Origin of the sequence: Enterobacter cloacae complex sp. CARB60 (assembly GCF_036487345.1) — a bacterium.
In the GTDB taxonomy this organism is placed as follows: Bacteria; Pseudomonadota; Gammaproteobacteria; order Enterobacterales; family Enterobacteriaceae; genus Enterobacter; species Enterobacter asburiae_D.
In genome coordinates this window covers 2,303,311-2,323,179 of sequence record NZ_JAZKLC010000002.1, presented here as the reverse complement: position 1 = coordinate 2,323,179, position 19,869 = coordinate 2,303,311, and the positions used below count along the sequence as shown (strand labels likewise).

Below are 19,869 nucleotides of genomic sequence, written 5' to 3'. Positions count from 1 at the left end.
AATATAACATTCGCATTCTTATCAAACGGAATGAGGGTGTTATGTTGACTGCACATATTGGAAAATTTGCCATGACTCTGGGTGCGCTGCTGGTCAGCGGTCAGCTTTTTGCTCACTCGCACGGCCATCAGATGACCGAAGCGGAACAGAAAGCGGCGAGCGGCGTGTTTGAGGATAAGGACGTGAAGGACAGAGCGCTGTCTGACTGGGACGGGACCTGGCAGTCGGTCTATCCGTTCCTGCTGGACGGCTCGCTGGATCCGGTCTTTAAGCAGAAAGCGCAGAAAGACAAAAGCAAAACCTTTGACGAGGTGAAAGCGTACTACCGTAAGGGATATGCGACGGACGTGGATGCCATCGGCATCGAAAATAACGTGATGGAATTTCATAAAGGCAACGCGGTCAGCCGCTGTCATTACGATTACAGCGGCTACAAAATACTGACCTACGCATCGGGCAAAAAAGGCGTTCGCTACCTGTTTGAGTGTAAGGACGCCAGCAGCAAGGCACCGAAGTTTGTTCAGTTCAGCGACCACACCATCGCGCCGAAGGCCTCTTCTCACTTCCATATTTTTATGGGCAACACCTCTCACGAGGCGCTGCTGAAAGAGATGGATAACTGGCCGACCTATTATCCGAATGAGATGTACAAAGAGCAGGTGGTGGAGGAGATGTTGCACCACTAGTCTGTTGCTTTTGCCGGGTGGCGGCTACGCCTTACCCGGCCTGCATGGTTACGCGACTTTGGGCGCTTCGCACCACGCCTTCACGCTCATGCCGCGCAAAATCATCAGCCACGCAATGACGATGGCGACCATCATGATGACAAACAACGACCAGTGCGGCAGGTTGGTCAGGATAATACCGGTGATCATCGGGTTTGCCGCCGCGCCGAGCCAGCCCAGCGCCTGCGCGGAGAAATAGCTTGCCTTCATCCCCGGCGGGGCAATGTTGTCGATCAGCATGTATTCGCCCGGCGCATAGATAATCTCACCCAGGGTAAAGATGGCGGCAGCGATGCCCCAGTAAACCAGGTTTTCTCCGGAGAGCATAAAGCCCCCCAGCCCCACGATAAAAAACAGGGTGGCGAGGGTCATCAGCGGGCGAATATTGCTGGCAGAGATCTTACGGCCCAGCGCATATTGCAGCGTCACCACCACGGCGGCGTTGACGGGTAATACCACGGCGACCACCTTTTCGGCGAAATCACTGTCTGCATGCGCGGCCAGAACGTATTGCGAAATGCAGGTCGCGAACGATCCGCCGACGTACGACGCGAGCAGGCCTGACAGCGTGTACCAGAACAGCGCGCGGTCTTTCAGCAATACCGACGGCTGCCAGGGCATCTTCTCTTCGGCGGTATCCAGCGCAACGCTTTTCTGCACAAAGAAATGGATGAATCCAAGCGGCAGGGCGGCGCAGAAGGCCGCCAGCCAGAACGGCAGCTGCAGGCTGTACATCACCAGCAGGGTGCCAATCGGCGGTCCGATGGTCCAGCCAATGTTCAGGAAGCTATAGTTCAGCGAGAAGACGCGCGCTTTTTGGCTCGTGGTAAGTACGTCGGAGAACCAGGCCTTCAGCACCGTCGAAAAGACGGAATAGGCGCAGTTGATCAGCGCAAAGAACAGCACCACCAGCGTGACGTTATCGACCAGCGGGATCGCGACAAATCCGGCGATAAAGGCCACGATCGCGACCAGCATGTAGCGTTTTTTATCAAACTTATCGGCAAGAATGCCAAATCCCAGGCTGAACACCACGCCGATAGTCAGCGCAATCGTCAGGGCATAACCAATATTCTCGACGCTCATGCTGTAGACGCGCGTGAGATAAATGGTCATAAACGGCAGCGTTGCCCCTCGACCAATGGTTAATAACAATGACGATGCCAGCAGCGCTGCGGTTGAGCGCCTGAGAGATGGTTTCATATTCCTGCCCGACAGTTGCTTATGCTTTTATTAGATGTGTGTTAACAGGATTACCATGACATAAGGGGCTTGTATAGCACCCGATTTATCCCTAAGTGCTTCAGCTGCCTGCCAGAATTAATGATCTTCTCGTGGCGTACTTTTTTCTGGTACCTTGAAGTGTTAACAAATTATTAATAATTCAGGGGCAGGGTATGACGCGTAAAGACGGGCTGCTGGCGTTGCTGGTGGTCGTAGTATGGGGGCTCAATTTTGTGGTCATCAAGCTGGGGCTGCACAACATGCCGCCGCTGATGCTGGCCGGCTTGCGTTTTCTGCTGGTTGCGTTCCCGGCCATCTTCTTTGTCGCCCGTCCGAAGATCCCGTTAAAGCTGCTGCTGGGCTACGGTCTGACCATTAGCTTCGGCCAGTTCGCGTTTCTCTTCTGCGCCATCAAGTTCGGTATGCCGGCCGGTCTGGCCTCGCTGGTCTTACAGGCGCAGGCCTTCTTTACCATTATTCTCGGCGCGTTTGTGTTTGGCGAGCGCCTGCAGGGCAAACAGCTGGCGGGGATCACGCTGGCGGTGTTTGGCGTACTGGTGCTGATAGAGGCCAGCCTGAATGGCCAGCACGTGGCGCTGCTGGGCTTTATGCTGACGCTGGCGGCGGGGCTGAGCTGGGCCTGCGGGAACATTTTCAACAAGCTGATTATGCAGCACGAGGCGCGCCCGCAGGTGATGTCCCTGGTGGTCTGGAGCGCACTGATCCCCGTCTTACCGTTTATGGTTGCGGCGTGGATTCTGGATGGCCCGGCCGTCATGCTCAACAGCCTGGTCGAGATCGACCTGACCACCATCCTTTCTCTGGTCTATCTGGCCTTTGTCGCCACCATTGTGGGCTACGGGATCTGGGGATCGCTGCTGGGCCGTTATGAAACCTGGCGCGTCGCACCGTTATCCCTGCTGGTGCCGGTGGTGGGGCTTGCCAGTGCGGCACTCTTACTGGATGAAACGCTGAGCGCGCTGCAGCTGATTGGCGCCGTGCTGATCATGGCCGGGCTGTACATTAACGTCTTTGGCCTGCGCGTGCGTAGGGCGACGCGGGTAAGAAAGGCATAAAAAAAAGCCCCGCGTCTGCGGGGCAAAAACGAATCAGAGGCCGTGCTGATTATAATAAGGCACGCCTAATTCGTCGGATTTGTCGCTACCAGCACCCATGTGGTTGAAATCATAAGGCGACTGGTCATGTGCTGACGGCAAAATCATCGTATCAGGATTATTTTGCTGCGTTGCACGAGGGGTTTGCTCCGCGAAGGTCTGGCTGGAGAACAGCACCAGCAAGGCGAGGGCGGCGGAGGCGGTAACTTTCATGATTTCCTCGGTTACGTCTGTTACAGGCGATGATTAACTACAGTGTTTTAACGGATACAGGTATCGGGATTCGCCCGGCACGCTGGTGATTCGATACTTATGAGGCGGCACGTCAAAATAGTTCTTGAACGTACGCGTCAGGGTTTGTTGCGATTCAAATCCGTAACGCTCCGCCAGATAAAGGATCGGCTCATTGCTTTCTTTCAGTTTCTGGGCAATTTCCGTCAGCTTGCGGCTGCGAATATATTGACCTAATGAATGACCGGTCTCTTTTTTGAACATCCGTTGCAGGTGCCATTTGGAGTAACCTGAACGCTCTGACACTTTTTCAAGGGAGAGCGGCGATTCCAGGTTATCTTCGATCCAGTCCAAAATGCTATGAATGGTGATAGCGTCAGTATTGCGTCTGGACATCGTCATACCTCTTTTTCTGTTTACGGCAGTATTTTCTTAAGCAAAAGCTCAAGGGTTGCCACTTCATCTGCCGTTAAGTTTTTTGTTAGTTCCTGATGCAGTGTTTGTCCTACTAATTGATGACATTGCTCGCACATGGCCGCACCGTCGCTGGTCAGCTTCACCAGTACGCCGCGTTTGTCATTCGGGTTAGGGCTTCGTTCTATCCATCCTTTGCAGACGAGACGATCGAGCATGCGGGTTAACGCGCCCAGATCGACAGAGAGCACCTTTTTCAGCTCAACCGGTGTGATACACACTTCGCAGCGAATGGAACACAGCACTTTGAACTGTGTTGCGGTGATATCCAGCGGTGACAGGTAGTCATTGAGCAGGCGATCTTTTTTCTGATTTACCATATGAATAAGACGACCCAGCGGAACAACGTCGTTAAAGATATCACTGGTGCTTTTCACAATGGTTGCCCTGGCAAGTAGTTAGTCACGGCAGATATTATTGCTCAGGCAAGTATAAGTCAACTGAATGAATCAGCCGATGCCACGAATTGCTAAAACGTTTCATGAACTTTTTTTGAGTCCTTTCAAATCATATAGATAACCGTCAGTTATCATTCCAGGCGGAAAATAATCGTTACGTTGCGCCCATGGCTCAATGCCACACTTTCACCCTATAATTGCTGTGTTGAATATGGATAAGGACAACAACGCACTATGTTGGATTTAATAAAAGCAATCAGCCTTGGGCTGGTGGTCTTGCTGCCGTTGGCTAACCCGTTAACGACGGTGGCGCTGTTCCTCGGGCTGGCAGGGAATATGAACAGCGCCGAGCGCAACCATCAGTCGATGATGGCCTCGGTGTATGTGTTTGCCATCATGATGGTGGCTTACTATGCCGGACAGGTGGTGATGAATACCTTCGGGATTTCCATCCCTGGCCTGCGTATCGCCGGGGGGCTGATTGTGGCCTTTATCGGTTTCCGCATGCTGTTCCCGGCGCAAAAAGCGCATGAGTCGCCGGAAGCGGCCAGTAAATCGGAAGAGCTGGAAACCGAACCAAGTGCGAATATCGCCTTTGTACCGATTGCCATGCCGAGCACGGCGGGGCCGGGTACCATCGCGATGATCATCAGCTCCGCATCAACGGTGCGCGACAGCGCAACCTTCCCGGACTGGGTGCTGACGGTTGCGCCACCGCTGATTTTTGCGATTATCGGGATTATCGTGTGGGCGTCGCTGCGCAGCTCCGGCGCCATTATGCGCTGGGTAGGCAAGGGCGGTATCGAGGCGATTTCCCGCCTGATGGGCTTCTTACTGGTCTGTATGGGCGTGCAGTTTATTATTAACGGCGTGCTGGAAATTATTAAGACCTATCATTGATGTCTTGCCCGGCGGCGCTTCGCTTGCACGGGCCTACGGGTTTTGTAGCTTGTAGGCCGGGTAAGCGCAGCGCCACCCGGCACCAACAAATCTCACCCGTGCTGACCCTGTTCCTCCAGCGCCACCGGCCATTTACGGAAGATGAGCACCGACCAGACAAGCGCCACCAGAGCCGGAATGGCACCCAGATAGCCAATCGCGGACATCGATACGTGAAGAATTACCTGATTTCCCACCAGCGCGCCCGCGCCAATCCCCAGATTGAAAATCCCGGAGAACAGCGACATTGCGACGTCCGTTGCATCCGGCGCCAGGGCCAGAACTTTCACCTGCATGCCCAGACCAATAATCATGATCGCCACGCCCCAGAACAGGCTGAGGATCGCCAGGTGGCTCTCACTGCCTGCGGCAGGCATCAGCAGCAGCAGGCAGGCCAGCAGCAGACCGATAGCGCTGCTCACCAGCGCCGAGGCATGTCGGTTGCCCAGCTTGCCGAACAGCACGCTGCCAATAATGCCGGCGCCGCCGAGGATCAACAGTAAGACGGTGGCAAAGTTGGCGCTAAACCCCGCCACCACCTGTACAAACGGTTCAATGTAGCTATACGCCGTGTAATGGGCCGTCACAATAATAGCGGTAAGCAGGTAGATACTCAGCAGCGCCGGGCGACGCATCAGCAGCGGCAGACTTTTCAGCGAGCCGGAATGTTCGCTCGGCAGCGCGGGCAGCAGTTTAATCAGGCACACCAGCGTAACCAGCGCCCCCATACCAATGGCGAAGAAAGTCGTACGCCAGCCGAAGTATTGCCCCACGATGCGGCCAATCGGCAGACCCAGCACCATCGCCAGTGCGGTACCGGTGGCAATCAGGCTCAGCGCCTGCGCGCGTTTCCCCGCCGGTGCCAGGCGTATCGCCAGCGACGCGGTGATCGACCAGAACACCGCATGGGCAAAGGCAATGCCGATGCGGCTAATGACCAGCACCGTAAAACTCCACGCCATAAATGACAGAACATGGCTGATGATGAATAAGGCAAACAGGCCGATCAACAGCCTGCGCCGCTCCATCTGGCTGGTCAGCAGCATAAACGGCAAGGACATCAGCGCCACTACCCAGGCGTAGATGGTCAACATAATGCCCACCTGAGCCGTTTCCATCTGGAAACTTTCAGCGATGTCAGACAACAGCCCAACCGGAACAAATTCTGTGGTGTTAAAAATAAACGCGGCAATGGCCAGCGTGACCACGCGTAGCCACGCAACCTTGCGGGAAACTGTGTTCGTTGTCATAGGGATGTCGAAGATTCGTTGCTGAAAAGAAGAGGAGACGATCTTAAAACGTCGCACGGCGAAAACTCAACCATTATGTGATGTAGATCTCAATATTTACCTTATGAAAGCGGTAGCCGGGAACGCTGTTTTCATTGAATATAAAAGAACAACACAATAAAAAAGGCGGTAAGACAATGCAGGAAATTGATTTTTATCTGGTGGATGCCTTCAGCGACAAAACTTTTGGCGGCAACGCCGCAGCGGTATGTCCTCTGGAAGAGTGGCTGCCGGACGAGACGCTGCTCAAAATGGCGCAGCAGCATAACCAGTCTGAGACCGCCTTTTTCGTGCGCACCGACGGTGGGTTTGAGCTGCGCTGGTTTACCACGCTGGATGAAATTAACCTCTGCGGTCACGCCACGCTGGCCGCATCACACGTCATATTCGAATACCTTGATTATCCGCATACCGAAATCACCTTCACCACCCGCTTCGTGGGTGAACTGACGGTTAAACGCAGCGGCGACTGGCTAACGCTGAACTTCCCCGCATGGTCGACGGAGGTTGTGGAGAATCCTCCCGAGGTGCTGTTTAGCGCGCTGGGCATCACGGCGGCAAAAGAGGTGCGCGTCGGACGGGATTACATGGTGGTGCTGGAGAGCCAGCAGCAGGTGGAAGCGTTAACGCCGGATATTGGGGCGATGCTTCCGCTGGATAAAATGGTCTGCGTGACGGCGCCGGGAGAAGAATATGACTTCGTCAGCCGCTTCTTCTGCCCTGGCGAAGGGGTGCCGGAAGATCCGGTTACCGGATCCGCCCACAGCATGCTGATCCCGTACTGGAGCGAAAAGCTGGGCAAAACGTCACTCAATGCCCGCCAGGTTTCATACCGTGGCGGGGATCTGCGCTGCGAGCAGAAGGGCGACCGCGTGCTGATTGGCGGCCAGGCGACCCTGTATCTGAAAGGGCGAATCTTCCTGCGCTAGCTGAGCGACGCGCTATAAGTTAATACTATGTAGCACCCCGGCAGGCCTGCGCTATGTTGATATAAAAACAGCAAGGAGCCTGCCATGTATTCCATTACCTCTGAATCTGCACGTCATCCGGACATTCTCAAACTGATCGCGGCGCTTGACCGCTATCAGAGCGAGCTCTATCCCGCCGAAAGCAACCATCTGCTCGACCTCGCTGCGCTGCCGGAAGCCTCACTTATCCTGATGGTCATTCGCGACCAGCAGCTGCAGGCCGTGGGCTGCGGAGCCATCGTTCTCAACGGTGACGGAACGGGGGAGATGAAGCGGGTCTATATCGATCCGGCCCATCGCGGGCAGCATCTCGGTGAGACGCTGCTGGCCGCCCTGGAAGATGAAGCCCTGAGCCGTCATTGCCACACGGTAAGGCTGGAGACGGGCATCAAACAGCGCGCCGCGGTTCGTCTGTATGAGCAGTGCGGGTACGATTTGCGTCCGGCGTTTGCCCCGTACGCAGACGATCCGCTCAGCCTGTTTATGGAGAAGGCGCTGGTTGAAGACGTTCGTTTAGCAGCGCTATAAAGGCTTCCAGCTGGCGGGTCATCGCCCCGCGTCGCCACACCAGCCAGGTTGTAAGCCAGCGCCAGTTTTCCGCCAGCGGCCAGGCTTCAACCTGATGATGTCCCGGCATACTCTCCAGCATTGAGCGCGGCATCAGCGCGATGCCCGCGCCCGCAATGACGCAGGCGAGCATGCCGTGGTAGGACTCCATCTCATGAATGCGACCGGGCGTGGCCCTGTCCGCATGAAACCAGCTTTCAAGGTGTCGACGGTACGAGCAGTTCGCGCGAAAGGCATAAACGTCGCTGCCGCTGACCTGCGTGGCTCGCGTCACCTCCGCATGCCCGGCAGGCGTAACCAGCATCATCTCTTCCCTGTAGACCGGCATGCCCTCCAGCTCCGGGTGCGACAGTGGCCCGTCGACAAAGGCGGCGCTTAGGGTTCCCTCCAGTACGCCATCAATCATTGTCCCGGAAGGCCCGGTAGAAAGGGCAAACTGGATGCGCGGATAGCGCTGGTTAAACTGCGCCAGCGTTTCAGGAATGCGCACCGCGGCGGTGCTTTCCAGCGCGCCGAGGGCAAATAACCCCTGCGGCTCATCTCCCGCGACGACCATGCGCGCTTCGTCCACCAGGGCGAGGATCTGCCTGCTGTAGCGCAGGAAGTTATGCCCGGCGGGGGATAAGCGTAAACGCTGGTTCTCACGAATAAACAGCTCAACGCCAAGATCGGCCTCCAGCTGGCGGATGCGGGTCGTCAGGTTGGACGGCACGCGATGCACCTTCTGCGCCGCCTGGGTGATGCTGCCCGTCAGCGCGACGGCGTTAAACATTTCAAGCTGGGTTAAGTCCATGGCATTCTCGTTTCGTGAATAAGGTGGTTAGTATTATTCATTTTTAAGAAATAGCAGAGTGAGCCACAATGAATCAACCGAAATGCGTGGAGAACATCATGAAATATTCATCTGCTACACATGCCCTCTCTGTTAACCCGGCAACGGGGGAAACCCTCGCTGCGTATCCCTGGGCGACGCCGGAAGAGGTTGAACGCGCGATTTCTCAGGCCGACGCGGGGTATCGCCAGTGGCGTCGCGAAAGCGTGTCCCACCGGGCGCAGAAGCTGCGGGATCTCGGCGCAGCGTTGCGAAACCGCGCGGAAGAGATGGCGCAGACGATCTCCCGTGAAATGGGAAAACCCATCCTGCAGGCGCGGGCGGAAGTGGCAAAATCCGCCGGTCTGTGCGACTGGTATGCCGAGCACGGCCCGGCGATGCTGCGTGCAGAACCCACGCTGGTGGAAAACCACAACGCGGTGATTGAATACCGTCCCTTGGGGCCGATTCTCGCGGTGATGCCCTGGAACTTCCCGCTCTGGCAGGTGCTGCGCGGCGCGGTGCCGATCCTGCTGGCAGGTAACAGCTATCTGCTTAAGCATGCGCCAAACGTGCTCGGCTCTGCGGAACTTATTGGGCAGATCTTTGCGGATGCCGGTTTCCCTGAAGGGTTATTCGGCTGGGTGAACGCCACCAATGACGGCGTAAGCCAGGCGATTAACGATCGCCGTATTGCGGCCGTGACCGTCACCGGCAGCGTGCGTGCCGGTGCGGCCATTGGCGCGCAGGCGGGGGCCGCGCTGAAAAAATGCGTTCTCGAGCTGGGCGGCTCCGACCCGTTTATCGTTCTCAACGATGCCGATCTGGATCTTGCCGTGAAGGCGGCGGTGGCGGGTCGCTACCAGAATACCGGGCAGGTGTGCGCGGCGGCGAAACGTTTTATCGTCGAGGAGGGTATCGCAGAGGCCTTTACCCGTCGTTTTGTCGAGGCCGTTTCTGCGCTGAAGCTGGGCGCACCGGATCGGGAAGAGAACTTTATTGGCCCGATGGCGCGTTTTGACCTGCGCGATGAACTGCATCAGCAGGTGCAGGCGACTCTGGGCGAAGGGGCAACGCTGCTGCTGGGCGGAGAGAAGATCGGCGGAGAGGGGAATTACTACGCGCCAACCGTGCTCGCCAACGTCACCCCGTCGATGACGGCGTTCCGCCAGGAACTGTTTGGTCCGGTCGCGGCCATTACCGTCGCGAAAGACGCGGAGCACGCCCTGACGCTTGCCAACGATAGCGACTTTGGCCTGTCCGCCACCGTCTTTACCGCTGACGCAGCGCTGGCGGATAAATTCTCCCGCGAACTGGAGTGCGGCGGCGTGTTTATCAACGGCTATAGCGCCAGCGACGCGCGCGTGGCCTTCGGCGGCGTGAAGAAAAGCGGCTTTGGCCGCGAGCTTTCCCACTTTGGGCTGCACGAGTTCTGCAACGTGCAGACGGTCTGGAAGGATCGCGTGTAATTTCTTCGGCCCTCATCACGAGGGCCGTTGTCATTTCTCTGCAATGGTTCTGTCATTTTCATTTCGTAGACTCGCACGCGTCTAACGCATTGTTAATGAAGATGATTATGAACCTAACGCAAATTTTTCGCCGTATTGCGCAGCGTCTCACCCCTCGTCACTTTGGCCTGCTGACGGGTATCTTTTGCATTATTGGCCTTTTCTCCGCGCTGCAGCTCTCCTCGTCATTCCTGCTTAACGCCTCCCTGAACGACGCCCAGCGTAACGAGCAGCAAAACCTGCTGGCCTGGCAGCAGCAGAGCAAGCTGGATCTGGCCCGCGTTTCCCTGCTGGCGGCAAGCGATCTGCTTAACCGGTCCGGCGTCTGGTTTATGCAGGATAAAGAGACCGGTTCCGACGGAAGCTGGCATAGCCTGATGGACGATGCGCAAAAGGCGCTGACGGTTTCTCAGCAGGCGTGGAAGGCCTGGCTGGCGCTCAATCCGCCGAAAGACGATGCCCTGGTGAACAGCTATCAGCTTTTCTACGGCGCGATCGAGGAGCAGGCTGAAGGGCTTCTCAAAACCAACACGATCGACGCTTTTTTTGCCGTACCGGCTCAGGCGTTTCAGTCTGATTTTAACGACAACTATGCGCGCTATCAGCAGGCAAGCGAGAAGCAGGCCATGCAGGGGCGCCAGAGCCTAATGGCGCAGCTCTCGGGCCTGCAAACGTTGTTCCTGTTTGCGCCGGTGCTGCTGCTCGCCATCGCGGTTGCCGTCTGGTTCGGCATGTCCAGATGGGTGATTACGCCGCTGCGTCGGTTGATTGCGCATATTAACCGGCTGGCGGCAGGGGATCTCTCCGGCACGCCGCCGGACGTCAAGCGCTTCAACCGGGAGATAGGGCAGCTTAGCGACAGTATTGCGACGATGCAGCACGGTCTGCAGCAGCTGGTGAACCAGGTCAGCCACGCCACGGCCACCATGGTGGAGAATATTGGTTCCCTGGCGGAGGGTAACCAGAAGCTGTATCAGCAGTCAGCGCGTCAGGCGAAAGAGCTTGAGGACGTGACGGCGCATATCGCGGCGCTGGAAAGCCATGTGGAGGGGAATACCGGCTATGCCAGGCTCGCCAGCTCGCGGGCCGATGAGGCGCGCCAGGCCGCCGTGGGCGGCGACCAGATGATGTCTACCGTGAATGCGTCCATGCAGGCGATCGTCGACCGATCTTCTGAGATGCGCGGGATCGTGGCGATGATCGACAGCGTGGCGTTTCAGACCAACATCCTGGCGCTGAATGCGGCCATCGAGGCGGCCCATGCCGGAAACCAGGGTCGCGGCTTTGCCGTCGTCGCGCGGGAAGTCGGGCTTTTGGCCAGAAAAAGCAGCCACTCGACGCAGACCATTCAGGAGCTTATTAACCGCTCGCTGCAGGGCATTGAAGACGGCTCCCGCGCCGTTACCCTGATGGAAGAGAATTTGCAGCAGGTCACCGGCCTGGTGGGCAATTTAAGCAGTTTGCTTAATGAGATCTCAACCGCCACGCTCAGTCAGGGAGACAGTATTCACCAGATGACGCGTCAGCTTCAGGCGCTGAATCAGGTCTCTCGTCAGACGGACCTGCTGGTTTCTGACGCCTCGGATGCCTCTGAGCGGCTGCAAAAGCAATCCGATCTTTTATTGCAGGCCGTTTCGCGTTTTCGTCTTAGCGCCTGACGCAATACATTAGCCTCTGTTATACTCGCAGCCCGTTTTAGCCTGAGGGCAAGGAGCAAAGTGTGGCTGCGGTCATCCATAATGAGATGTTGGACGAGATTCTGGCGCAGGTTCGTCCGTTAATTGGAAAGGGGAAGGTTGCCGACTATATTCCGGCCCTTGCCTCGGTGAGCGGGAATAAGCTAGGGGTTGCTATCTGTACCATCGACGGACAGCGATTCCAGGCAGGCGATGCAACGGAACGTTTTTCCATTCAGTCCATCTCGAAAGTGCTGAGTCTGGTTGCGGCGATGCGCCAGTATGAAGAAGACGAGATCTGGCAGCGTGTCGGTAAAGATCCTTCCGGCCAGCCTTTTAACTCGCTGCTTCAGCTTGAGATTGAACAAGGTAAACCGCGAAATCCCTTTATCAATGCCGGGGCGCTGGTGGTCTGCGATATGCTGCAAAGTCGCCTCAGCGCACCGCGCCAGCGAATGCTGGAGATTGTTCGCCAGCTCTCGGGCGTTGACGATATTGCCTATGATGCGGTGGTGGCGCGCTCGGAGTTTGAACACTCCGCACGTAACGCGGCTATCGCGTGGCTGATGAAATCCTTCGGTAATTTCCATAACGACGTGGCGACCGTGCTGCAAAATTACTTCCATTACTGCGCCCTGAAAATGAGCTGCGTTGAGCTGGCTCAGACGTTCCTGTTCCTTGCGCATCAGGGGCACGCTCCGCATCTCGACCAGGAGGTCGTTTCTCCGCTTCAGGCTCGGCAGGTTAACGCGCTGATGGCCACCAGCGGGATGTATCAAAACGCCGGTGAGTTTGCCTGGCGCGTTGGGCTTCCGGCTAAATCGGGCGTCGGCGGCGGGGTCGTGGCGATTGTGCCGCATGAAATGGCGATAGCCGTCTGGAGCCCGGAACTTGATGAAACGGGAAATTCGCTTGCCGGCGTGGCGGTTCTGGAGAAACTGACCCAGCGTCTGGGACGTTCCGTATACTGATGTCCGATCTGGATCCTCTCTTTTCCCGCCTGGCGCGATCGACATTTCGCTCGCGCTTTCGCTTAGGCGATAAGGAACGACAGTACTGCTGGGACAAAGGCCCCGAAACCATTGACCAGCATGCCGCGGATTTTGTCGAAAAGCGCCTTGCGCCCGCGCACCCCGCAAACGACGGTAAACAGACGCCCATGCGCGGTCACCCGGTGTTTATTGCCCAGCATGCCACCGCCACCTGTTGTCGGGGCTGTCTGGCAAAATGGCATAACATTCCACAGGGTGTAACGCTCACCGCGCCGCAACAAAATTATATCGTCAGCGTCATCCACCACTGGCTGGTGCTGCAGATGAACGCCTAAATTTGACGAGTTATGCTCCCGTGGTATTTGTGTTATAGATGCATCCCAAGTTAGTCCCGATCATGCTGACGACCGCAATAATTGCCATAAGCTTTCATATGGAATGATATTTAATGCGTTCTGCACTTACCGCTTTCAGGCCGTTCCGACCCGACACGCCGCTGCGAAATGCATCGACGATCTTCATGTTCACCACCTTATTCTATTTTGTGGGCGCGGAATTACGGCTCGTTGAGGCCCTGTCGCTGTTCTGGCCGCTGAATGGCGTCATGGCAGGGATCTTCGCCCGCTATGTTTACCTGAATCGTCTGCATTACTATGCGGTATGTTATGTCGCGATGCTGTTGTACGACGCGGTGACGACCAACTGGGGGATAGCCTCAGTGGTGATCAACCTGTCTAACATGATCTTTATCGTTGTCGTCGCCGTACTGGTTCAGCGCGACAAGCGGCTGATGAAGAAAACCCCCGATCCGATTAACGCACTACGCCTGTTTAACTACTGTCTGATTGCGGCGATGCTTTGTGCCTTGCTCGGGGCGGTGGGGTCGGTCGGGATTGACAGCCACACCTTCTGGCCGCTGTTTGCCGACTGGTTTAGCGAGCAGTTCTCAACCGGCGTGCTCGTTGTGCCCTGTATGCTCACGTTGCGTATGCCCGGGCGTGAGCTCAGGTTACGACTGGAGCAGCTGCTGCCGGTGATGGCGTTGATCGTCTCGGTGGTCGCGTCGGTGGTGATTGGCGGCGCGGGGAGTCTCTCGTTTCCTCTGCCCGCGCTTATCTGGTGTGCGGTTCGTTACTCATTGCCTGCGACCTGTCTGCTGACGTTTATCACGGGCGCCACTGAAATCATTTTGGTCGCCAACGCGATTATTAATATTGCCGTGGCGACGCCGTTTACGACGCCAATGATGTTTTCAGCTAGGCTGGGGATCGCCACGATGGCGATCTGCCCGGTGATGGTATCCGTAAGCATGGCGGCGATTAATTCCCTGATCCGCCAGGTTTCGCTGAGGGCGGATTATGACTTTTTAACGCACGTCTACTCGCGCTCCGGGCTTTATGAGGCGTTAAAGCATGAAGAGTCGTACCGGCATACACGTTTTCTTACCGTCATGCTGCTGGATATTGATTACTTCAAAAGCATTAATGATAACTACGGCCACGAGTGCGGAGACCGCGTGCTGGCGTCGTTTGCCCGGCAGGTTCAGCAGGTAGTCGGCGAAGACGGCATGGTGGCGCGCATGGGCGGGGAAGAGTTCGCTGTGGTGGTCAATTCAGGCGACGCGCAGCACGGTTTTGAACTGGCTGAACGTATCCGATCCACCGTTGCCAGCCATCCTTTTACATGGCGCCAACAGACGCTCTTTCTGACGGTCAGTATTGGCCTCGGAAGCGGAAAGGCTGAGTCATGGCAGTTGACCGAGGTCTTCAACAAGCTCATGGCCGAAGCGGACGATCATCTCTATCGTTCAAAAAAAGCGGGTCGAAACCGCACCAGCGCCCGGGTGGCGGACGAGCAAATTGCCGCGCCCTCCGGGAGTGAAACATAGCTGCGTTAATCGTCATAAGGCATTGACGTGAATAGTAAGCGGCTTAACAGGCTGTCAGAACACTGACAATGTCTCTGTTTAAGCTACGCTTTTAGTAACGCTTTACGTCAGGAGACATTATGAAAGCACCTGCAACCCCTGAAAATGAAACGGAACGTCTTAACTCACTGCGTGAATCAGGCCTGCTTGAGATCGACAGCTCCCCGGCGTTTGACCGGTTAACGCGTCTGGCAAAACGCTTCTTCCAGGTGCCGCTGGCGATGGTCAATCTCATTGATGAGCATTCGCTCATCGTGAAGTCGGCCGACGGCCAGGCGCCCGGCACCGTTCCGCGTAACATCTCATTTTGTGGGCATACGATCCTCGCCGAAGCGCCGCTGGTGGTGGGGGATATGCTTCAGGACGATCGTTTTGCGGATAACCCGCTGGTGGCCGGTGAACCTCGCGTGCGGTTTTACGCGGGCTTCCCGCTGCGCCTGCGTGACGGCGCTAGCGTTGGCTCGCTGTGCCTGATTGATTACGCTCCCCGGGAGTTTTCTGCCGCCGACCTCGCCGTCCTGGGAGACCTTGGCGCGCTGGCGGAAGATGAATTTGCTGCCATCAGCGCGGCGACCACGGATGAATTAACCGGGCTATTCAACCGTCGGGGCTTTAATCAGCTCGTGCGTTTCACGCTTTCCGTTGCCCGCCGCCGGGCCGAGCCGCTGACGCTCGGCTGGCTGGATTTGGATCGCTTCAAGGAAATTAACGATCGCTTCGGGCATGAAGAGGGGGATAAGGCGCTGAAAGCCATGGCGCATCTGATGCGTGCCTCTTTCCGCGAGGCGGATCTGCTGGTCCGTTTTGGCGGGGACGAGTTCGCCGTGCTGTTCGCGGATACGGATGAGCAGGGCGCCTGGATTGCCATGCAGTATCTCGCCGAGCAGGTTGAAAGCTATAACGCCCGGAAGCTTCACCCCTGGTCGCTCCACTTCTCATGGGGGCTAAGTGAATTCGATCATAACGGCAACGACCTGCAGCAGTGGTTAAAAGAGGCCGATGAAAAGATGTATGCCATGAAGCAGCAGCGCCAGCGCGCCCGGTGACATAGCAAAAGCCTATGTCCGATCCGTTTGCGTTAAGAAGATGTTAAATGCACAGTGACGGTATTCAACGTAAGGAAAAACAATGAATACCTCACTGCAAATCAAAAATCTCACCCGAGACGAAATTCTCATCCACCTTGATGCGCTGGCCGGGATCCTCGAAAACTGTGTGAACGGCGGGGCATCCGTCAGCTTTATGCTTCCCTTTAGCCTGGAGACGGGCCGCTTTTTCTGGCGCGGCGTTGCTGAAAGCGCAGGGCGCAATGAGCGCCTCGTGCTGGCCTGCGTCGATCCGCAGGACGGCGTCATCGGAACGGTGCAGCTAATCACAGACCAGCCTGAAAACCAGCCGCATCGCGCCGATGTGGCGAAGCTGCTGGTTCACGAGAAAGCGCGCCGGAAAGGTGCCGCGATGGCATTGATGGAAGCGCTTGAAGCTGAGGCCCGGGCCAGGAACATTTCGGTTCTGGTACTCGATACCGCTACCGGCAGCGGGGCCGAGACCTTTTACCAGCGCGCCGGATGGCAAAAGGTGGGGGAAATCCCACGCTATGCGCTGATGCCGGACGGCGCCATGACGGCCACCTCCGTGTTCTATAAGTTCTTATAATTATTTTGTACAACCGCACCGCGGATTGATCAAAACAGGGTTTCTGGTCGTTAAGTTTTGATAAGTTATCGTACCAATCTTATCAGGCTGTATGACTAATCATAAAAGGAACCCCCTTGTGAACACGCTCAACCGTCGTGATTTTCCCGGTGCTCAATACCCCGAACGCATCATTCAGTTTGGTGAAGGCAACTTTCTGCGTGCTTTTGTCGACTGGCAAATTGACCTGTTAAATGAACATACCGATCTTAACGCCGGTGTGGTTATCGTCCGTCCTATTCAGAGCGACTTCCCGCCGTCGCTGAGCACTCAGGATGGTCTGTATACCACTATCATTCGCGGCCTGAACGAGCAGGGCGAAGCGGTAAGTGAGAGCCGTCTTATCCGCTCGGTTAACCGTGAAATTAGCGTCTACGATGACTATGACGCATTTCTGAAACTGGCACACAACCCGGATATGCGCTTTGTTTTCTCGAACACCACCGAAGCGGGTATTAGCTACCACGCGGGTGACAAATTCGACGATGCCCCTGCGGTGAGCTACCCGGCGAAGCTGGCGCGACTGCTGTTTGAGCGCTTCAGCCACTTCAACGGCGCACCGGATAAAGGCTGGATCATCATTCCGTGCGAACTGATTGACTACAACGGGGATGCACTGCGTGAACTCGTTCTGCGCTATGCCCAGGAGTGGGCGCTGCCTGCCGCCTTTATCCGGTGGCTAAACGACGCCAACAGCTTCTGCTCGACGCTGGTTGACCGCATCGTGACGGGTTACCCGCGTGACGATGCGGCAGCCCTGGAAGCGGAGCTGGGCTATCACGATGGGTTCCTGGACACGGCTGAACATTTCTATCTGTTTGTGATTCAGGGCCCGGCATCCCTTGCGCGCGAACTTCGTCTGGATAAGCACCCGCTGAACGTGCTGATTGTCGACGACATCAGGCCCTACAAAGAGCGCAAAGTCGCCATCCTGAACGGCGCGCACACGGCGCTGGTGCCGGTGGCATTCCAGGCCGGGCTGGATACGGTGGGCGAGGCGATGAATGATGCAGAGATCTGCGCATTCGTCGAAAAAGCGATTTATCAGGAGATCATTCCTGTTCTCGATCTGCCGCGTGACGAGCTGGAATCCTTCGCCAGTGCGGTAACAGGGCGTTTCCGTAACCCCTACATCCGACACCAGCTGCTTTCCATTGCGCTTAACGGCATGACCAAATACCGCACCCGCATCCTGCCGCAGCTGCTGGCAGGGCAGAAGGCCGGCGGACAATTACCAGCGCGTCTGACGTTCGCGCTGGCTGCATTGATCGCGTTTTATCGCGCGGAGCGTAACGGGGAGAACTATCCGGTGCAGGATGACGCATTCTGGCTGGAACGTTATCAGCAGCTCTGGGCACAGCATCGCGACCAGCAGCTCAGTACCCGTGACCTTGTGCAGTCAGTGCTGAGCGTGAGCGAGCATTGGGAACAGGATCTGACGCAGGTCTCCGGTCTTGTCGACCAGGTCACTCTGGACCTTGATGCCATTCTGCTGAAGGGAATGCGCGCAGCGGTTAAATCCCTTTGCTAATCACGTGACCCGGCTTCGGCCGGGTTTAACGATACCTTTATTTAGTTACAACATACTATTTGCCCTTTTTTTTAAAAGCACATGCAACACCGTGCGGTTATTGCCTAGCAGGCGATAAAATTCAATGTTTCGTTAACATGCTTGCAACTGTGAGGGGGATCACGTTTAATAGCCTCGCTCTTTTCTTTCCTGAAACTCACTATGATTGTTCGTCCTAAACAGCACTGGCTACAACTGATTTTTGTCTGGCACGGTTCGGTACTTCCCAAAATCTACACCCGATTGCTGCTCAACTTCCTGCTTTCTATCGCCGTTATCCTGATGTTGCCGTGGTATACCTCGCTGGGCATCAAATTTACCGTGGCGCCATTTAGCATTCTCGGCGTGGCGATCGCTATCTTTCTCGGTTTCAGAAACAACGCCTGTTATTCACGCTACGTTGAGGCTCGCCTGCTCTGGGGACAGCTGATGATAGCGGCACGATCGCTGTTTCGCGAGGTAAAAAACACCTTACCTGACGATAAGCACCTGGGTGAATTTGTCCGCCTGCAAATTGCTTTTGCCAACTGCCTGCGCATGACCCTGCGGCGGGAGCTGAACGCCGAGCAGCTCTCTCGCTATCTTGCTCCGGATGATTTACGTCACGTGATGAGCGCCAACTCACCGGCGAACCGTATTTTGCTGATCATGGGGGAGTGGCTGGCCGTGCGGCGGCGTAACGGGCAACTCTCAGACATCCTGTTCCACAGTCTGAACAACCGTCTGAACGATATGTCCATCGTGCTTTCCGGGTGCGAACGTATTGCGACCACGCCGGTGCCTTTTGCCTATACGCTGATTTTGCACCGCACGGTGTATCTGTTCTGCATCATGCTGCCGTTCGCGCTGGTCGTGGATCTGCACTACATGACGCCCTTTGTTTCGGCGCTGATCTCATACACCTTTATCTCGCTGGACACCCTGGCGGAAGAGCTGGAAGACCCGTTCGGCACCGAGAATAACGATCTGCCGCTGGACGCCATCTGCAACATGATGGAACGCGATCTGCTGCAGATGAACGATGAAGAGAACATTCCGGAAAGGCTGATGCCGGATAAGCACTATCAGCTGACCTGACGGGCGTTCCACTCGTCGCGGGTGATCTCCCACAGTTCAGAATCCAGCATACCGCTGACGTAGGCTTTTTGTTCCGTTCTGATAAGCCGCATGCCGCTACTGTCTGAAATACGCCGGGAGCGGCTGTTGGCGGCGGCTTTCGGGGCGCGTAATACGGGTTTGTTTAGCGTATTGAACCAGTAATCCGTCGCGGCAATGCTGGCCTCGCGCATATATCCCTGGCCCTGAAACTCCGGGGCCAACCAAAATCCACGGTTGTTATCTTCCACATCGTACAGACAGATAATGCCCATCAGCGCGTCCGGCCCCTCGCGACGACGAATGCTCCAGAACCAGGCAATCCCTTTTGCCATATCCGGCAGCGCCACGTTGTTGACATAGTTTTCCGCGCCGTTATCCGGATAGGGCCAGGGCACGGAAGAAACCATATAGCGGACAATCTCCCAGCGCGGATACAGCTTTTGTATCTGAGCCGCATCTTCGGCAACCAGCGGTTTTAGCAGCAGGCGTTCTGTCGTGAGCGTCGGTATAGTCATCCACGGATCTCCATATTTAAGCGTTATGCTTTTGTTTGCGTTCTGGTATTTTCACTTCTACCACATTCTATTTAGTTGCGTTGTAACGTATTTACTACCAAAATTTTGCTCTGCAGAGCGCTCGATTACCGTCAGAGTAGTTGGGTT

General features: G+C 56.2%; 21 protein-coding genes. 14 read left to right on the top strand and 7 right to left on the bottom strand.

The genetic code is table 11. The features are described 5' to 3' along the window. Positions 1 to 44 precede the first annotated feature (44 nt). Positions 45 to 686 carry a metal-binding protein ZinT gene (gene zinT, locus V4835_RS12060; protein ID WP_331414121.1) on the top strand — a complete coding sequence of 214 codons (642 nt, stop codon included), beginning with the start codon at positions 45 to 47 and terminating at the stop codon, positions 684 to 686. 48 nt (positions 687 to 734) lie between these two features. On the opposite strand, the gene ydeE is transcribed toward zinT, so the two are convergent. Beyond that, positions 735 to 1,928 (bottom strand): efflux MFS transporter YdeE, encoded by a 1,194-nt coding sequence (ydeE, locus tag V4835_RS12055; protein WP_331412294.1) that lies wholly within the window; start codon positions 1,926 to 1,928, stop codon positions 735 to 737. A 194-nt stretch (positions 1,929 to 2,122) separates the two neighbouring features. Here ydeE and eamA point away from each other — a divergent pair, with 194 nt between their 5' ends. After that, the gene (gene eamA / locus V4835_RS12050) at positions 2,123 to 3,025 is read left to right on the top strand and encodes an O-acetylserine/cysteine exporter (protein WP_331412293.1); all 903 of its coding nucleotides are present in this window, start codon (positions 2,123 to 2,125) and stop codon (positions 3,023 to 3,025) included. A gap of 33 nt (positions 3,026 to 3,058) precedes the next feature. On the opposite strand, the gene marB is transcribed toward eamA, so the two are convergent. From marB to marR, 3 genes are read right to left on the bottom strand one after another with little or no spacing between them, the layout of a single operon-like run. Continuing rightward, the gene (marB, locus tag V4835_RS12045; protein ID WP_029741246.1) at positions 3,059 to 3,277 is read right to left on the bottom strand and encodes a multiple antibiotic resistance protein MarB; all 219 of its coding nucleotides are present in this window, start codon (positions 3,275 to 3,277) and stop codon (positions 3,059 to 3,061) included. A 33-nt stretch (positions 3,278 to 3,310) separates the two neighbouring features. After that, entirely contained in the window at positions 3,311 to 3,691 is a 381-nt protein-coding gene (gene marA / locus V4835_RS12040; protein ID WP_008502237.1) for an MDR efflux pump AcrAB transcriptional activator MarA, read from the bottom strand. 20 nt (positions 3,692 to 3,711) lie between these two features. Further along, positions 3,712 to 4,146 (bottom strand): multiple antibiotic resistance transcriptional regulator MarR, encoded by a 435-nt coding sequence (gene marR / locus V4835_RS12035; protein ID WP_008502236.1) that lies wholly within the window; start codon positions 4,144 to 4,146, stop codon positions 3,712 to 3,714. Positions 4,147 to 4,401: 255 nt separating this feature from the next. Between marR and V4835_RS12030 the strand changes: the two genes are divergently transcribed. Next, on the top strand, positions 4,402 to 5,067 hold the full coding sequence (locus tag V4835_RS12030) for a MarC family NAAT transporter (protein ID WP_047647729.1): 666 nt from the start codon (positions 4,402 to 4,404) through the stop codon (positions 5,065 to 5,067). 92 nt (positions 5,068 to 5,159) lie between these two features. Here V4835_RS12030 and V4835_RS12025 read toward each other — a convergent pair whose 3' ends face one another. Next, a complete protein-coding gene (locus V4835_RS12025) occupies positions 5,160 to 6,356 on the bottom strand; it encodes a sugar transporter (protein ID WP_331412292.1) in 1,197 nt (398 codons plus the stop codon). Positions 6,357 to 6,532: 176 nt separating this feature from the next. On the opposite strand from V4835_RS12025, the gene V4835_RS12020 reads away from it, so the two are divergent. After that, positions 6,533 to 7,324: a PhzF family phenazine biosynthesis protein gene (locus tag V4835_RS12020; protein ID WP_331412291.1), complete on the top strand. Its 792-nt coding sequence runs from the start codon at positions 6,533 to 6,535 to the stop codon at positions 7,322 to 7,324. A gap of 84 nt (positions 7,325 to 7,408) precedes the next feature. Further along, positions 7,409 to 7,891 (top strand): GNAT family N-acetyltransferase, encoded by a 483-nt coding sequence (locus tag V4835_RS12015; RefSeq protein WP_331412290.1) that lies wholly within the window; start codon positions 7,409 to 7,411, stop codon positions 7,889 to 7,891. On the opposite strand, the gene ptrR is transcribed toward V4835_RS12015, so the two are convergent. Next, positions 7,845 to 8,723: a putrescine utilization regulator PtrR gene (gene ptrR / locus V4835_RS12010; protein ID WP_023335713.1), complete on the bottom strand. Its 879-nt coding sequence runs from the start codon at positions 8,721 to 8,723 to the stop codon at positions 7,845 to 7,847. The two genes, V4835_RS12015 and ptrR, sit on opposite strands and share 47 nt — an antisense overlap. A gap of 98 nt (positions 8,724 to 8,821) precedes the next feature. Between ptrR and sad the strand changes: the two genes are divergently transcribed. The 9 genes from sad to V4835_RS11965 all read left to right on the top strand — a co-directional run bounded on the left by sad (position 8,822) and on the right by V4835_RS11965 (position 19,186). Further along, entirely contained in the window at positions 8,822 to 10,210 is a 1,389-nt protein-coding gene (gene sad, locus V4835_RS12005; protein ID WP_331412289.1) for a succinate-semialdehyde dehydrogenase, read from the top strand. Positions 10,211 to 10,317: 107 nt separating this feature from the next. Continuing rightward, positions 10,318 to 11,907 carry a methyl-accepting chemotaxis protein gene (locus tag V4835_RS12000; RefSeq protein ID WP_331412288.1) on the top strand — a complete coding sequence of 530 codons (1,590 nt, stop codon included), beginning with the start codon at positions 10,318 to 10,320 and terminating at the stop codon, positions 11,905 to 11,907. Positions 11,908 to 11,969: 62 nt separating this feature from the next. Beyond that, positions 11,970 to 12,896, top strand: a complete 927-nt coding sequence (gene glsB, locus V4835_RS11995) for a glutaminase B (RefSeq protein WP_063142785.1) — start codon at positions 11,970 to 11,972, stop codon at positions 12,894 to 12,896. After that, the gene (locus tag V4835_RS11990) at positions 12,896 to 13,252 is read left to right on the top strand and encodes a DUF4186 domain-containing protein (RefSeq protein WP_063142784.1); all 357 of its coding nucleotides are present in this window, start codon (positions 12,896 to 12,898) and stop codon (positions 13,250 to 13,252) included. Before glsB ends, V4835_RS11990 begins: the two co-directional genes overlap by 1 nt. Before the next feature lie 113 nt (positions 13,253 to 13,365). Then, positions 13,366 to 14,805 carry a sensor domain-containing diguanylate cyclase gene (locus tag V4835_RS11985; RefSeq protein ID WP_331412287.1) on the top strand — a complete coding sequence of 480 codons (1,440 nt, stop codon included), beginning with the start codon at positions 13,366 to 13,368 and terminating at the stop codon, positions 14,803 to 14,805. 119 nt (positions 14,806 to 14,924) lie between these two features. Then, on the top strand, positions 14,925 to 15,890 hold the full coding sequence (locus V4835_RS11980) for a sensor domain-containing diguanylate cyclase (protein ID WP_331412286.1): 966 nt from the start codon (positions 14,925 to 14,927) through the stop codon (positions 15,888 to 15,890). Between the two features lie 82 nt (positions 15,891 to 15,972). Further along, complete coding sequence (locus V4835_RS11975) at positions 15,973 to 16,500, top strand: GNAT family N-acetyltransferase (protein WP_331412285.1); 528 nt, start codon at positions 15,973 to 15,975, stop codon at positions 16,498 to 16,500. A gap of 118 nt (positions 16,501 to 16,618) precedes the next feature. Then, entirely contained in the window at positions 16,619 to 18,070 is a 1,452-nt protein-coding gene (locus V4835_RS11970) for a tagaturonate reductase (RefSeq protein WP_331412284.1), read from the top strand. 201 nt (positions 18,071 to 18,271) lie between these two features. Next, positions 18,272 to 19,186 (top strand): bestrophin family protein, encoded by a 915-nt coding sequence (locus tag V4835_RS11965; RefSeq protein ID WP_063142779.1) that lies wholly within the window; start codon positions 18,272 to 18,274, stop codon positions 19,184 to 19,186. Here V4835_RS11965 and V4835_RS11960 read toward each other — a convergent pair. Continuing rightward, positions 19,174 to 19,722, bottom strand: coding sequence for a GNAT family N-acetyltransferase (locus V4835_RS11960; protein WP_331412283.1), 549 nt, complete (start codon positions 19,720 to 19,722; stop codon positions 19,174 to 19,176). The two genes, V4835_RS11965 and V4835_RS11960, sit on opposite strands and share 13 nt — an antisense overlap. Positions 19,723 to 19,869: the final 147 nt, after the last annotated feature.